The 13,616-nt window shown below is 68.0% G+C and carries 13 protein-coding genes; 2 read left to right on the top strand and 11 right to left on the bottom strand.

Translation table 11 applies throughout. The features are described 5' to 3' along the window. Positions 1-44 precede the first annotated feature (44 nt). Positions 45-809 carry a 4-phosphopantoate--beta-alanine ligase gene (locus tag ACOZ35_RS01495; protein WP_424014727.1) on the bottom strand — a complete coding sequence of 255 codons (765 nt, stop codon included), beginning with the start codon at positions 807-809 and terminating at the stop codon, positions 45-47. A gap of 204 nt (positions 810-1,013) precedes the next feature. Here ACOZ35_RS01495 and ACOZ35_RS01490 point away from each other — a divergent pair, with 204 nt between their 5' ends. Beyond that, positions 1,014-1,250 (top strand): hypothetical protein, encoded by a 237-nt coding sequence (locus ACOZ35_RS01490; protein WP_424014726.1) that lies wholly within the window; start codon positions 1,014-1,016, stop codon positions 1,248-1,250. A gap of 842 nt (positions 1,251-2,092) precedes the next feature. Here the strand turns inward: ACOZ35_RS01490 and ACOZ35_RS01485 are convergent. After that, on the bottom strand, positions 2,093-3,793 hold the full coding sequence (locus tag ACOZ35_RS01485; RefSeq protein ID WP_424014725.1) for an acyl-CoA mutase large subunit family protein: 1,701 nt from the start codon (positions 3,791-3,793) through the stop codon (positions 2,093-2,095). A 123-nt stretch (positions 3,794-3,916) separates the two neighbouring features. Here ACOZ35_RS01485 and ACOZ35_RS01480 point away from each other — a divergent pair, with 123 nt between their 5' ends. Beyond that, positions 3,917-4,270 (top strand): hypothetical protein, encoded by a 354-nt coding sequence (locus ACOZ35_RS01480; protein ID WP_424014724.1) that lies wholly within the window; start codon positions 3,917-3,919, stop codon positions 4,268-4,270. A gap of 38 nt (positions 4,271-4,308) precedes the next feature. Here the strand turns inward: ACOZ35_RS01480 and ACOZ35_RS01475 are convergent, their stop codons facing one another. The 9 genes from ACOZ35_RS01475 to ACOZ35_RS01435 form a co-directional block, all read right to left on the bottom strand. Beyond that, a complete protein-coding gene (locus ACOZ35_RS01475) occupies positions 4,309-6,003 on the bottom strand; it encodes a potassium transporter TrkG (protein ID WP_424014723.1) in 1,695 nt (564 codons plus the stop codon). A gap of 1 nt (position 6,004) precedes the next feature. Then, on the bottom strand, positions 6,005-6,688 hold the full coding sequence (locus tag ACOZ35_RS01470; protein WP_424014722.1) for a potassium channel family protein: 684 nt from the start codon (positions 6,686-6,688) through the stop codon (positions 6,005-6,007). Between the two features lie 91 nt (positions 6,689-6,779). Continuing rightward, positions 6,780-7,220: a universal stress protein gene (locus ACOZ35_RS01465; RefSeq protein ID WP_424014721.1), complete on the bottom strand. Its 441-nt coding sequence runs from the start codon at positions 7,218-7,220 to the stop codon at positions 6,780-6,782. 147 nt (positions 7,221-7,367) lie between these two features. Continuing rightward, complete coding sequence (locus ACOZ35_RS01460; RefSeq protein WP_424014720.1) at positions 7,368-8,936, bottom strand: TrkH family potassium uptake protein; 1,569 nt, start codon at positions 8,934-8,936, stop codon at positions 7,368-7,370. Positions 8,937-9,015: 79 nt separating this feature from the next. After that, positions 9,016-10,518, bottom strand: a complete 1,503-nt coding sequence (locus ACOZ35_RS01455) for a TrkH family potassium uptake protein (RefSeq protein ID WP_424014719.1) — start codon at positions 10,516-10,518, stop codon at positions 9,016-9,018. A gap of 7 nt (positions 10,519-10,525) precedes the next feature. Beyond that, positions 10,526-11,863: a Trk system potassium transporter TrkA gene (trkA, locus tag ACOZ35_RS01450; protein WP_424014718.1), complete on the bottom strand. Its 1,338-nt coding sequence runs from the start codon at positions 11,861-11,863 to the stop codon at positions 10,526-10,528. A 48-nt stretch (positions 11,864-11,911) separates the two neighbouring features. Further along, a complete protein-coding gene (locus ACOZ35_RS01445) occupies positions 11,912-12,805 on the bottom strand; it encodes a mechanosensitive ion channel family protein (protein WP_424014717.1) in 894 nt (297 codons plus the stop codon). Further along, a complete protein-coding gene (locus ACOZ35_RS01440; protein WP_424014716.1) occupies positions 12,805-13,050 on the bottom strand; it encodes a YhbY family RNA-binding protein in 246 nt (81 codons plus the stop codon). Before ACOZ35_RS01440 ends, ACOZ35_RS01445 begins: the two co-directional genes overlap by 1 nt. 79 nt (positions 13,051-13,129) lie before the next feature. Further along, a complete protein-coding gene (locus ACOZ35_RS01435) occupies positions 13,130-13,573 on the bottom strand; it encodes an SHOCT domain-containing protein (RefSeq protein WP_424014715.1) in 444 nt (147 codons plus the stop codon). Between the last annotated feature and the right edge of the window lie 43 nt (positions 13,574-13,616).

The following is a 13,616-nucleotide window of genomic DNA, read 5'->3' as shown; positions in this document are numbered from 1 at the left end:
ACGGCGCACGCTTTTGCCTTCCGGCGGGGGAAGCGGCGCGGCGACTACTTCCCGTCCCCGTCCGCGAACGACCCATCGCGGATCGCCGCCTCCGCCGCGTCAAGCGCGGCGTCGGCGTCGAACTCCTCGACGGTCCGCTCCAGTTCGTCCGGCGTCGCGTCCGCGAGGTCCTTCGCGTGCGCCGTCACGTTCGACACGGCGCGCAGCAAGTTGTCGATTATCGGCACGTCCGCGGTCCGCGGCGAGCGGCTTCCCGGGTTGAGGTCGACGACGATCTCCGTCTTCCCCATCGCGTCGAGCGCGGCGGCGCGGTCGCCGTCCTCCAAGGGGACCACGACGACGTCGGCCGCCTCGATCCCGTCGGCGTCGACGACGCCGCGCGCGTGGTCGAGGCCGGGGATCTCGCCGTCGCCGGCGAGCCCCTTCACCTCGTCGGCGCCGTGCTCGCGGAGGTGGTCAGCGATCCGGCGGACGCGCTCGTCAGTGTGGTTGAAGAGGTTCACCTCCAGGTCGGCGTCGACCGCCTCGGCGAGATCGACCGTCTCCGCCGGCGCGAGCGCGGCGACGTTGCCGTTGACCGAGATCACGGGATGGTCGGCGAGCAGGAGCGTCGCGGCCGCGGCGCGCGCGGCGTCGTCGGCGCTGGGGAGCGTGCGCTCGCCGAGGAGGTAGTCGAACGCCTCGCCGCGCCCCTGCGCGATCAGCCCCTGCTTCGAGGTGATCCCCTTCTCGACGCCCGCCTCGATCCGGTGACGCGTCACGAGCGACGCGTACCGCGGGTGGTCCTCGGGGATCTCCGTCTCCGTCATACCGGAGCGAGGCGGCGCCCCGATTAAAATGGACCGTTCGCGGTCGGGTCGGGGGCGGCTTGTATCGATTAGGGACCGGCTTGCGACCGGGGTTGGTCGCGGTCGACTCTCACTCCGCCTCGCGGTCGAGGCGCCCCCGACGCCGCCGTACGCAGCCGTAGGGATTGCATAACTATGTTTCTGGAAGCTGAAACGCTAACCGTGATGAACCGGTCCGGCAAGTACACGATCGTCGAAGCGTGTAACGACCACGGGGCGATCACGCTCCGTGAGTTCCCGCGCAACGGGACGCTGTACGTCGTCGAGTACGACGACCCCGATGTTGAGGCCGAGCTGTCGTCGCTCGACCCCGGCTCAGTCGTCGAGCTCGACCTCCGGCGGGCGGGCCGCCGGGGCAACGCGTGGCGAGCGGAGTCCGCGCGCCCAGTCGAGACGGCGTGACGCCGGCAGATCCGTCGCGTTTCATCGTTCTCCTGTTTTCGCTCTCGACTCGTCGAGAGCGACGTCCTCTGACACATTCGACCGGTCGCGATCAGTACCGTCACAACGACGATCGATAGCGGGGGTGAATTGAACAGGGTAGCAGCAGCACGATCGCATTTAAATATCAGTCGGTGAGCGGCGACGATTGAACATAACAGCCGATGCGGTGGCGCGTGCCGATGAGCGCCCTTCGGGCGCGAATCGCACGCGCGAGGGAGTCGGCGGTCCGGAGCGAAGCGGAGGGCCGCCGACGAGGCTGGGGAGGTGTGAGGCTGCGTGCCGCGAGCGACCGGAGGGAGCGAGCGGGAGTACGGAAGTCGCAGCCCGCGCAGCGAACGGTGCGAGGTGCGAGCGGAGCGAGCACCTCGGTAAACGAGCGGCGAAGCCGCGAGTAGTGAGCGAGCAGGACCGTCTTCCGGTGGTGCCGTGCGGGGCGGGGTGGGGCTCAAAGGGGCAGTCGCGAGGGCGACGCTTGGCGACGCAAGTAGCGTGGCGCTACGCGCCACGGAAAGCCGGCGGCGTAGCCGCCGGCGACACCGCAGGGAGCGAATGGAGTGAGCGACTGAGGAGCACAGCGAGCCACGCGAGCCGTCGCGGCTGGGGCTTTGGAGGCACTCACCACGGCGTGGCCGGTCATTTATAAGCAACTGCCAGCAACAGCCCAGTTCGACTTATAAATGTTCGATCAGCCGAATCGATCAACGCACTCCCGCCATCGATCTCAGCAGACAGTACGCATCAACCGGCCGTTTCGGACTGACCGACGCCTGAAGCGGAGCGGTTCAAGCAGCTCCGCTCGGTCAGGCGACGCCGATCCGCTCGCGGTAGGTCCCGTGCTCCGCCTCGAACACTTCCATGATCTCGCCCATCGTCGCGTACGCCTTCACGGCCGCGACGATCTCCGGCATGGCGTTCTCGCCGGCCTCGACGGCGTCGCGGAGGTCGTCGAGCGCGGCGTCGACCGCGTCGTCATCGCGCTCGGCCTTCACCGACTCCAGCCGGTCGAGCTGTCGCTCGCGGGTGGTCTCGTCGACCTTCAGCAGGTCCGGCCGGGTATCCTCGTCGATCTCGTAGGCGTTGACGCCGACGACCGTCTCCTCGCCCTCGTCGACGCGCTCCTGGTACTCGTAGGCCGACTCCTGGATCTCGCGGTGGAAGTACCCCTGCTCGATGCCGTGGAGGACCCCGTCGCGCACGGAGCCGTCGCCAATCTCTTTGATCTCCTCGATGTACGCCATCGCGTCCGCCTCCGTCTCGTCGGTGAGGCTCTCGACGGCGAAGGAGCCGCCGAGCGGGTCGACGATGTCGGCCGCGCCGGACTCCTCGGCGATGATCTGCTGGGTCCGGAGCGCGACCCGCACCGCCTGCTCGGAGGGGAGCGCGAGCGCCTCGTCGAAGGAGTTGGTGTGGAGGCTCTGGGTGCCGCCCAGCACGCCCGCGAGCGCCTGAATCGTGACGCGCGCGACGTTGTTGAGCGGCTGCTGGGCCGTCAGCGACTGCCCGGCGGTCTGGGTGTGGAACTTCAGCTGCTTCGACGCCTCGGCCTCGGCGTCGTACCACTCCTCCATAATCCGGGCGTAGATCCGGCGCGCGGCGCGGAACTTCGCGACCTCCTCGAACAGCGAGTTGTGCGAGTTGAAGAAGAAGGAGAGCTGCGGGGCGAACTCGTCGACGTCGAGCCCGCGGTCGAGACAGTCCTCGACGTAGGCGAACCCGTCGGCGAGCGTGAAGGCGAGCTCCTGGACCGCGGTCGACCCCGCCTCGCGGATGTGGTAGCCCGACACCGAGATGGGCTTGAACTTGGGCGTCTCCGCCACCGCGAACTCGATGGTGTCCGTCACCAGATCAAGCGAGGGCTCGGGCGGGATCACCCACTCCTTCTGCGCGATGAACTCCTTGAGCATGTCGTTTTGCAGGGTCCCCCGAAGCTCCTCGCGGTCGATTCCGCGCTGGTCCGCGAGCGCGACGTACATCGCGTAGATCACCGGCGCGCTCGGGTTGATCGTGAACGAGGTCGACACCTCCGCGAGGTCGATGCCGTCGAACAGCACCTCCATGTCGCGTAACGTGTCGACCGCGACGCCCTCCTTGCCCACCTCGCCGAGCGACATCTTGTCGTCGGAGTCGATCCCCATCAGCGAGGGCATGTCGAACGCCGTCGAGAGCCCAGTCTGCCCCTCGTCGATGAGGTAGCGGAACCGCTCGTTGGTCTCCTCGGCGGTGCCGAACCCCGCGAACTGCCGCATCGTCCACGTGCGACCGCGGTACATCGTCGGGTAGACGCCGCGGGTGTACGGCGGCTCGCCGGGGAACCCCAAATCCTCCTCGTAGTCGAGGTCGGCGACGTCCTCGGGGGTATATAGCCGATCAACCTCGCGGTTCGACACCGTCGCGAACCGCTCGTTCCGTTCCCCGTGGCGGTCGAGGGTCGGATCGAGCGTCTCCGCCTCCCACGACTCCTTCGCCTCGCGGATCTCGGAGAGCTCCTCGTCGTCGTACATGCCGGTTGCTACCCGCCGGTCGCGTATAAATATTCATTATATTTTACAAGGATCCTCCGCGGCTCCCGTCCGTGGTGCCGCCTCCGCGGATCGATTATATGGGGGCGGGATCAACTCCCGCGCATGTCCGACTCCGCAGACCGGCCGACGCCCCCGGAGGGGCTCCCGCCGACGCTCGTCGAGGCGCTGAGCGACTGCTCGCCCGAGGAGCTCCGCAAGGCGATCGTCCACGCGCAGGAGCTGCTCCACTACCACGGCGAGGCCGAACTCCCGGTGAGCGCGGGGGACAACGAGGACATCCTCCGCGTCACCGAACACGAGGGGTACACCGAGGTCGTGAAGGAGTTCCGCTGCGCGGACGGCTGCGACGAGTGTCCTCACGGTCCGTACCTCTACCACGTCACGGAGGAGCCCCAGCCCGACGGCAGCCACAAGGTCCACTGGTCGTTCATGGGGACGGTACAAAAGGAGGAGTGAGCGGGCCGACCGCTTGACACCGACGCCGCGACGACGGCCTAGGGGTTCAGTCCCCAGATCCCGGCCCGCAGGAACACCAACACCGGGATGATCTCCAGGCGGCCGATCCACATGTTGAAGAGGAACATCGCCTCCGCCAGCGGCGGCATCGACGGCCCGGTGATCCCCGAGGAGAGGCCGACGTTCCCCTGCGCGCTGGCGATCTCGAACAGCGCGTCGGCGTAGGTGAACTCCGGCCCGGCGAGGTTGACGAGGACCAGGCTGCCGACCCCGAGCGCGAGGAGCCACAGGAGGGTGACGATGGCGGCCTCACCGAACTCCCGCTCCATCGTCGCGCGGTCCAGCGTGCGGTCGCCGATGCGCGCGGTGACGACCGCGTTCTTCGGCAGGAACACGCGGGAGAACTGCCAGGCGATCCCCCGGGCGACGGTGTACGCCCGGACGATCTTAATTCCGCCCACGGTCGACCCGGCCGCGCCGCCGAGCACCATCGCGACGACGACCAGCACCTTCGCGCCGGCGACCCAGTTCCCGATCGGGGCCGACTGGAACCCGGTGGCGGTCAGCGCGCTGACCCACTGGAACGTCGAGTCGCGGACCGCGTCGAGCCCCGCGCCGTCGAGGAGCGGGACCGGAAACGAGAGGAACGACTCCGTCGCGAACGCGCCGGACGCGACCGACACCGACGCGAGGTTCTGCGCTGAGAGGACCGCGACCCCGCCGGCGAGCAGGACGAACAGCCACCGGGTCTGGAGGTCCCCCGCCAGCTCGCGGAGGCTGCGGTCGCGCAACACGACGTAGTGGACGGGGAAGGCGATCGCACCGAGCACCATGATCGGCAGCAGCGTGGCCTCGACGAGCGGCGAGCCGTACGTCGCGATCGAGTTGTCCGTGACGGAGAACCCGCCGGTCGTCAGGCCGGTCATGGCGTGGTTGAGTGCCTGCCAGGCGGTCTCCCCGAGCGAGAGCGACTCGGCGTACGCGCTCTCGCTCGCGCGGATCGCGGCGAACAGCATCGCGACGGACAACAGCGTGTACCCGACCACGAGCTTCCAGACGGTCCGGACCGTCGAGACGACGCTCGGGTGGATCTTCTCCTCGCGGGCCTCGCTCCGGTAGAGGGCGTAGCTCCCGCTCCCCGGCCGCGAGAGAATGGAGACGGTGAGGACGATCACCCCGACGCCGCCCACCCACTGGATGAACGACCGCCACCACTGAATCGCGCGCGGCAGCGACGGCTCGTGGATCGCCATCGTCAGGCCGCTCCCGGTCCACCCGCTCATGCTCTCGAAAACGGCGTGGAGGGGGTCACGGAAGTAGGCCAGACTGGAGACCGTCGTCGACCCGCCGACCGCGATTGGCTCCCACGAAGATGTGTCGGCCGCGGCCGGGACGAACGTCTCCATGACGGCCGGCGGCGTCAGCCACGCCGTGAGGAACAGCGGGAGGGCGCCGAAGAGGGCGACGGTGAGCCACCCGCCGGCGGCGATCACCATCCCGTGTTTCGCCTTCGGCTCCGGGGCGTCGGCGAACCGGCGGTTCGCGAGGCCGCCGATCAGGGCCGTCACGCCGCCGGCGGTCAGGAACGCGAGCGCGGCGCGGAACTCGCCGAAACCGAGCGCGACGGCCACGGAGACGGTCATCAGCCCGGCCTCCATCAGCAGGAGCGAGCCGACGTCGCGCGCGATGATCCCGAGGTCGGCCGGGAGCCGGCCGTCGGACCGGTCAGTCATCTCACTCGCCGTCCCCGGAGTCGCTGAACACGTCCGTCACCTCGGGGGTCACGCCCGCTCCCGAGTACACCGTGAGCAGGTCGCCCGCCTCGATGCGAGTGTCCCCGCGCGGCGTTATCGGCGTCCCCTCGCCGTCGCGCTCGATGGCAACGATCAGCGTCTGCCCGCCGATGAGGTCGGCCTCGTCCGCCTCTCGCAAGGTCCGGCCAGCGATCGGTGCGTCCGACCCGACAGTGATCTCGAACACCTCGGCCTCCTCGCCGATGTGCATGAAGTCGACGACGGACGGCCGACTCACGGCCCGGTAGAGGTACTCGGCGATCAGGCTCTGGGGGTTCTGCATCGTGTTGACGCCGATCTGCTCGAACACGTTCATGTGTTCGGGGTTGTGGACGACGGAGACGATGTTCGGGATCGACAGCTCTTGGGCCAGCAGACAGACCATGATGTTCGTCGCGTCCTGGTCCGTCGTCGAGATGAGGGCGTCGGCGCGCTCGGCGCCGGCGTCCTGGAGGGTCTCCTTCGACGTCGCGTCGTCGTTGATCACGAGACAGTCGTACTGCCTCGACGCGCGCTCCGCCCGTTCCTCGTCGCGCTCGATGACGACGACCTCGTTGCCGCCGGCGGTCGCGACGTCGACGAGCGGGGTGCCGATGTCGCCGGCACCCACGACGATCAGATACATGCGACAACCGTTCAAAACCGACAACTGAAAGCTTACCGCTTAGCGCTGCGACGAGGCGCCGCATTCGCTCGGCCCCCGCCGAACGACCGACTTACTCCTCGTCGTCACCCTTTGGAAGCGCGATCACGGGGAGCGGTGCGTCCGTCACCAGCTTCAGCGAGATGTCGCCCGAGAGGAACTGCATGAGCCGGTTCCCGCCGCGCGAGCGGTAGGCGACAGCGCTCGCGCCGACCTCGTCGGCCGCCTCGAAGATCGCGTCGACGATGTGGCGGGCGTACGCCGTGTGTTCGTCGGCGTCCGGGAACACCGTCCGGACCGCGTCATACGACTCCGCGGCCAGCTCCTCGGACTGCTCGACCGGGGTCTTGTCCGGAACCCCGCCGCCCTTCTCGACGACGTGAAGCGCCGTCACGCGCTCCGGGTCGTACGGTTCGAGGGCCCGCGCCGTCGCCAGCGCGTCTTCCTCGTGTGCGACCGGGAGGAGGACGTGACCGAGCAGATTCTGCCCGTCGGAGTCGTCGGAATTCGTCATACCAACACCACTATTCTCGTCAGTTAAGAAGATACGCTCTCCCAAATCGAGCCGGCAGCGGCGCGTATGAGTGCTCTCGGCGGGCAAAACCTCCGCTTTCGAACGCCGAGAGCGGTGCCGGTCACCGAGTGCCGACCGCGGGGCCGGTCACCGAGTGTCGGCCGCCGAGATGAGCACCGCCAGCACCGGGACGATCTCCAGCCGGCCGATCCACATCAGGAACACCATCAGCAGCTTCGACGTGTCGGGGAAGAACAGGTAGCTCCCGAACGGCCCGAGCCGACCGAACCCCGGGCCGATGTTCCCGATGGTCGCGAGCGACGCGCTCGTCGATTCCAGCATCGTCAGCTGGATCCCGATCCGCGCGGCGTCGAGTGAGAGGAACACTGCCGAGACGCCGAACAGCACGAGGTACAGAATAGTGAACGCCATGATACTGCGGATGGCGTCCTCGTCGACGATGTTCCCGCTGAGCCGGATCGGTTGTACGATGTCCGGGTGCGCCGAGGTGAACAGCTCCCGGCGGATCGCCTTCCCGACGATGAGCCAGCGGACGATCTTGACGCCGCCACCGGTCGACCCGGCGGAGCCGCCGATGAACATCGCGAACATCAGGAGGATCTGCGCGTCGGTGTCCCACTGCGCGAAGTCGGCCGTCGCGTACCCGGTGGAGTTCAGCAGCGAACTGATTTGGAACGCCGCCTGCCGGAGCGAGTTCTCAGCGACCCCCTGCGTCGTCCCGCCGAGTTCGATGGCCGGCGCCGCGCCGCGGAACAAAAGCACCGCGAGGACCGCGGTCACGACCGCGACAGCGCCGGCGTACGCGCGGAACTCGGCGTTCTCACGCAGCACATCGATCTCGCCGCGCAGCACGTGCCAGAACAGCGCGAAGTTGACCCCAGCGACGAGCATGAACGGGATGACGACCCACTGGACGATTGCCGAGAACGCCGCGATGCTGTCAGCCTTCGGCGAGAATCCGCCGGTTGGCAGGGCCGTGAACCCGTGAGCGACCGCGTTGAACAGGTTCATTTTCGGCGCCATCCCGGCGAGGTGGAGCCCGTATAGGACCGCGATCATCAGCACGGTGAACCCGAAGTAGATGAGCCAGAGCGCGCGCGCCGTCTCCGCGATCTTCGGCGTGAGCTTCTGGAGCTCCGGCCCGGGCGCCTCCGACTCCATCAGCTGGGCGCCGTTGACCGCGACCTCGGGGAGGATGGCGATCATCAGGACGATGATCCCCATCCCGCCGAGCCACTGTGTGAGCTGTCGCCACATCAGCACGGCGTGGGAGTGACGGTCGGTGCTGATCTCGCCGAGGACGGTCGCGCCGGTGGTTGTGAACCCGCTCATCGACTCGAACAGCGCGTTGGCGATCGACTCCGTGAGCGCGCCGACCGACCCGGTGTGGAGCCCGACCGTCGACGGCGTCCCGTACCCGGCGATCAGGTACGGGATCGTGCCGATGACCGCCGCCGCGATCCACGCGAGCGAAACGAAGAGCAGCGCCTCCCGCGGTCCGAGGTCTGGGTCGGGGTCGACCCGCTCGACCGCCAGTCCGAGCGCCGCGACGAGCGCCATCGACACCAGGAACACCCAGATGTCTTCGCCGTACGCGAGCGCCACGACGAGCGGCACCAGCATCGTGACGGCGAGGTACTTGATCCCGACCCCGAGAAGCCCCACGCTCGCCTTCCAGTTGACGCCCCACGACATAGTTATCCGATCGATATGGGAGTCGCCCGTTCGCTGTATTAAACTGTCGAAGGGTGGCCGACGGCAGGCTAACGCGGAGTTAGGAGGTCCAGAACGCCTTCGTGAACAGCACCAGCACGGGGATGATCTCGATCCGGCCGATCCACATCAGCACGATCATCACGGCCCGCGTGCTCAGCGGGAACGTCGCGAACGTCCCGTACGGGCCCGCCTCGCCGAAGGCCGGCCCAATGTTGAGGAACGTGGTCGCTGCGGCACCGAGCGCCTCGAACTCGGTCACGCGCAGGTTCGCCCGTTCGGCGTCGACGACGATGACCACGGTGAGCAGGAAGAAGATCACGATGCTGAGGAGGAGGTACGCGTAGATGTCGCGGATCGCCCCCTCGTCGATCGGCTTGCCCGAGATCCGGACTGGCCGCACCGCTTCCGGGTGGATCGCGGTGTAGAGGTTCCGCTTGAACGACTTCAGCGCGACCAGCCACCGCAGCGACTTGATCGAACAGGTGGTGGAGCCAACCATCCCGCCGATGAACATCCCCATGAACAGCATGTGCTTGGCCGCTGGTGCCCACTGCACGTAGTCGGTGCTGGCGTACCCCGTCGTCGTCACGATCGAGGCGACGTTGAAGACGGCGTGCCGGAGGGTCGCCTCGGGACCGTAGGCGATGCTCGGATCGAGGAACAGGCCGAGCGCGACGACCGACGCGAGCGTCCCCATTGCGCCGAGGTAGAAGTGAAACTCCTCGTTTCGCAGCAGGCGCATCGGCTCGCCATTGATGGCGAAGTAGATGAGGACGAAGCTGGTCGATCCGATCACCATGAACGGGACGACAGCCCACTGGATCAGCGGGTGGAACGCGCCCACGCTCAGCGGTTCCGGCGAGAACCCCGCGGTCGCGACCGACGTGAACGCGTGCGCGACGGCGTTGTACAGGTCCATCTGCGGGTCGACGGCGAGCCCGAGCAGGAAGTAGACGGCGATCGCCAGCCCCGTGAGCCCGAAGTAGATCCCCCAGATCAGCTGCGCCGTCCGCGATATCTTCGGCGTGAGCTTGTTGACGTCCTGCGTCTGTGACTCGGTCTCCATGAGTTGCGCCCCGCCCACCCCGATCTCGGAGAGGACCGCGGTCGCCAGGATCAGGATGCCGAGCCCCCCGAGCCACTGGATCACCTGCCGCCACATCAGCACGGATTTCGAGTGGACGGAGAAGTCGCGCAACACGGTCGCGCCCGTGGTCGTCAGCCCGCTCATCGACTCGAACATGGCGTTCACCGGGTGGGCGACGGTGCCGACGCCCGCGACGACGAAGGGGATCGCGCCGACCGCGGCGACGAGGAACCAGATCAGCGCCACCGCGAGGAACGCCTCGCGGGGACCGAGGTCGACCGAGGGGTCTTGAACCGACCGGAACGCCGCCCCGAGCGCGAGCGAGACCGCGATCGCCGCGAGGAAGGGGATCGGCGACTCGCCGTAGTAGAACGCGACGAGAAGGGGGAACGCCAGCGGGACCGGGAGGGCGGCGAGGACGTCGCCGGTGAGTCCGACGCTCGCCCGCCACCCGACCCGGATCCTGCTGGTCACGGAGGCATCACGCCATGGAGGTGATCTCGCTCACGGAGTCGGACTCCACGAGCAGGACGACGTGGTCGCCAGCCTGAAGCACGGTGTCCCCGCGGGGAGTGACCAGCTGATGGTCTCTGGTGATCGCGCCGATGACGAACCGCACGTCACTCTCGGCGACGATCTCCGAGATGGGTCGCCCGACGAGCCCGCACCCCTCGGTGAGCTCGAGTTCGAGGACCTCCGCTTGGTCGTTCTCCAGCACCGCGATGTTCTCCGCGACGCTCTCGTAGGTGAACCGCGTGATCTCCTCGGCGGTCACGGTGCGGGGGTTGATCGCGATGTCGATGCCGATCTCCTCGAAGACGGTGACGTAATCGGGACTGTCAACGACGGCGATCACGCGGTCGACGCCGAGTCGCTTGGCGAGGACCGACACGAGGAGGTTCTGCTCGTCCGACCCGAGCGCGGTGACGACGATGTCGGCGTCGTCGACGTTCTCCCGCGTGAGGAACTCCGCGTCGGTCGCGTCGTGTTCCATCACGACGGATTTCGGAAGCTGCTCGGCGAGCCACCGCGCGCGGTCGCGGTCCTTCTCGATCACCCTGGGCTTGAGTTCGCGCTCCTCGAGGAGCCGTGCGGTCTGGTAGCCGATCTCGCTGCCGCCGACGATGACGATGTCGTCCGCGTCGTCCGGCGTCGTCTCCGGCGCGATGTCGGTCGCGAACGCCTGAACGCTCTCGGGGCTCCCGATCACCACCGCGCGGTCGCCGACGGTGATGTCGGTGTCGCCGCGGGGGATGATCATCTCGCCGTCGCGGAACAGGCCGACGAACGTGAGCGACTCGAAGCGGTCGGCCTCCGAGACCGTCTGTTCGGCGACGGGGCTCTCCTCTGCGATCTCGAACTCCGCCATCTGGACGAGGCCGCCGGCGAACGGGTCGACGTCGACCGCCGCCGGGAGCCCGATGACGCGGACGATGTTCTCCGCGGTCAGGAGGTCGGTACACACCATGAAGTCGACGCCGAAAGCGCCCTCGTTGCCCTGCCACGTGCGGAGGAAGTCCGTGCTCTTCACGCGGGCGATGGTGAACCCGCCGCCGAGCGTCTTCGCGGTGCCGCAGGCGACGAGGTTCGTCTGGTCGTTGTCGGTACACGCGATGACCATGTCCGCGCGGTCGACCTCGGCGGCCGACTGGATCTCCGAGGACGTGCCGTCGCCCGCGATGGTGAGGACGTCGAGTTCGTACTTGAGCTGTTCCGCCCGGTCCGGGTCGACGTCGACGACGACGACCTCGTGGTCCGACGCGAGACTCGCGGCGATGCTCGTCCCGACCTCGCCGGCCCCGATGACGACCACGTGCATGGGCACACCCAGTTACCGGACCCTCAAGTTCGTTACTATCGGGAGCGTTCAGTCGCCCCCGCCGAACGACGAGGGGTCCGTCCACTCGTTCCGCCCCGAGACGGTCCGCTGCGGGAACGGGATCGAGATCCCCTCCTCGTCGAACCGCTTTTTGACGGCCTTCACGTAGTCGGCGCGCGCCTTCACGAAGTCCGCCCGGGACGGGTCGTCGATCCAGATCCGCGACTGCAGGCCGACGTAGGAGTCGGCGAGTTCGGTCAGGCGGACCGACGGCGCGGGCTCGTCGAGGATGGCGTCGCTCTTCTCGGCCTCCTCGACGATGATATCCGTCGCCTTCTCGACGTCGTCCTCATAGTCGATCCCGAAGACGAACTTCAGGCGGAGCGTCTTCTTCGCGACCGGGTTCTTCACCACGTCGCTTGTCAGCGCGTGGTTCGGCACCGTGAGCAGCTCGTTGTCGAACGTACGGACGCGGGTGACCCGGAGCGAGATGTCCTCCACGATCCCCGAGTTCCCCTGCCACTCGATCCAGTCACCGATACGGAACGGCTTGTCCGTATAAATGAAGACGCCCGCGACGAAGTTCTTGATCACGTCCTGGAGCGCGAAGCCGATCGCGAGCGTCGCCGCGGCCGCAATCGTCGCCAGCGAGCGCAAAAAGCCCTGGTAGCCCGCCGCGCCGAACGCGACCGTGACGCCGGCGAACAGCACGAGGAACGCCACGATCTTCTGGATCGGGCGCCGCGCGTGCTCGTCGAGTCCCTGCCTGTCGAACACCCGCTGCGCGAGCGGCGCGATGACCGCCTTGTAGAGGACGTACGCCGCGACGACGACGACGACGAAGATCGCGGCGTCGACGGCGACCTCGGTCACCGGACCGAGGTACGGTCGGAGCGTGCCCCCGATCACGAGCGGTCCGAGCGTTCCCGCGGAAGTGCCCATCAGTGCAGCACCGCCGTGTTCCCGCGGGTTTCGATCAGGTCGGCGCCGACCGCCTCGGCGAGCTCGTCGGCGAGCTCGTCGGTCGAGGTCCCGCCGCGGGCCGCCCGGAGGAACTTCACCTTCACCAGCTTCCGGTCGTCGAGCTGATCGGCCAGCTCGTCGACGACGGAGTCGATACCGTGCTTCCCGACCCAGACGGTGACGTCGAGGTCGTGCGCCTCCTTCCGCAGTTCCTGGTCGTTCATACGCGGTCGAGTCGGCCGCGCGCATTGAAGCTTGAGGTTCGGCCTCGCCGGCGGAGACGACAGGAGACGGCCCCGCGGGTCACCGCTCGCGCTCGACGTCGCGTTCCCGATCGGCGGCCCGATTGCGCTCGGCCCACTCGGCGGCGTCCTCGGGCGTCTCGGTCTCCAGCAGCCGGTCGAGCTTCCGCTCGAACTGCTCGTCGGTGAGGTCGCCGTTCGCGTATCGGGTCCGCAACCGCGCCAAGGCGTCCGTCGTGTCGCCGGTCGACTCCTCGCGCTCCGCCGCCGTGCCGCGCTCGACGCGGACCGAGCCCGACTCCGACTCGACGTGGACGGACTCCGCCTCCTCCTCGTCGAACAGCATCGAGACGAGCGGAACGATGACGATGTACCCAAAGAGCATGAACGGGAGCCACCACTCGACGCCGAGGAGCAGCGCCGCCAGCCACGTCCCGGTCACCGTCGTGGCGGCGATGCCGCTGGCGTTGCGGCGGAACCGCTCGCGGAGGGTCTCGTCGGCCATCGGTAGCAGGGTGTCAGTCGCGGTACAAAATCGTGTCGGCGGA

This window comes from Halorubrum xinjiangense (assembly GCF_049604745.1).
Classification (GTDB): domain Archaea; phylum Halobacteriota; class Halobacteria; order Halobacteriales; family Haloferacaceae; genus Halorubrum; species Halorubrum xinjiangense_A.
The sequence above is the reverse complement of the archived record's forward strand: the minus strand, read 5'-3'. Positions and strand labels throughout refer to the sequence as shown.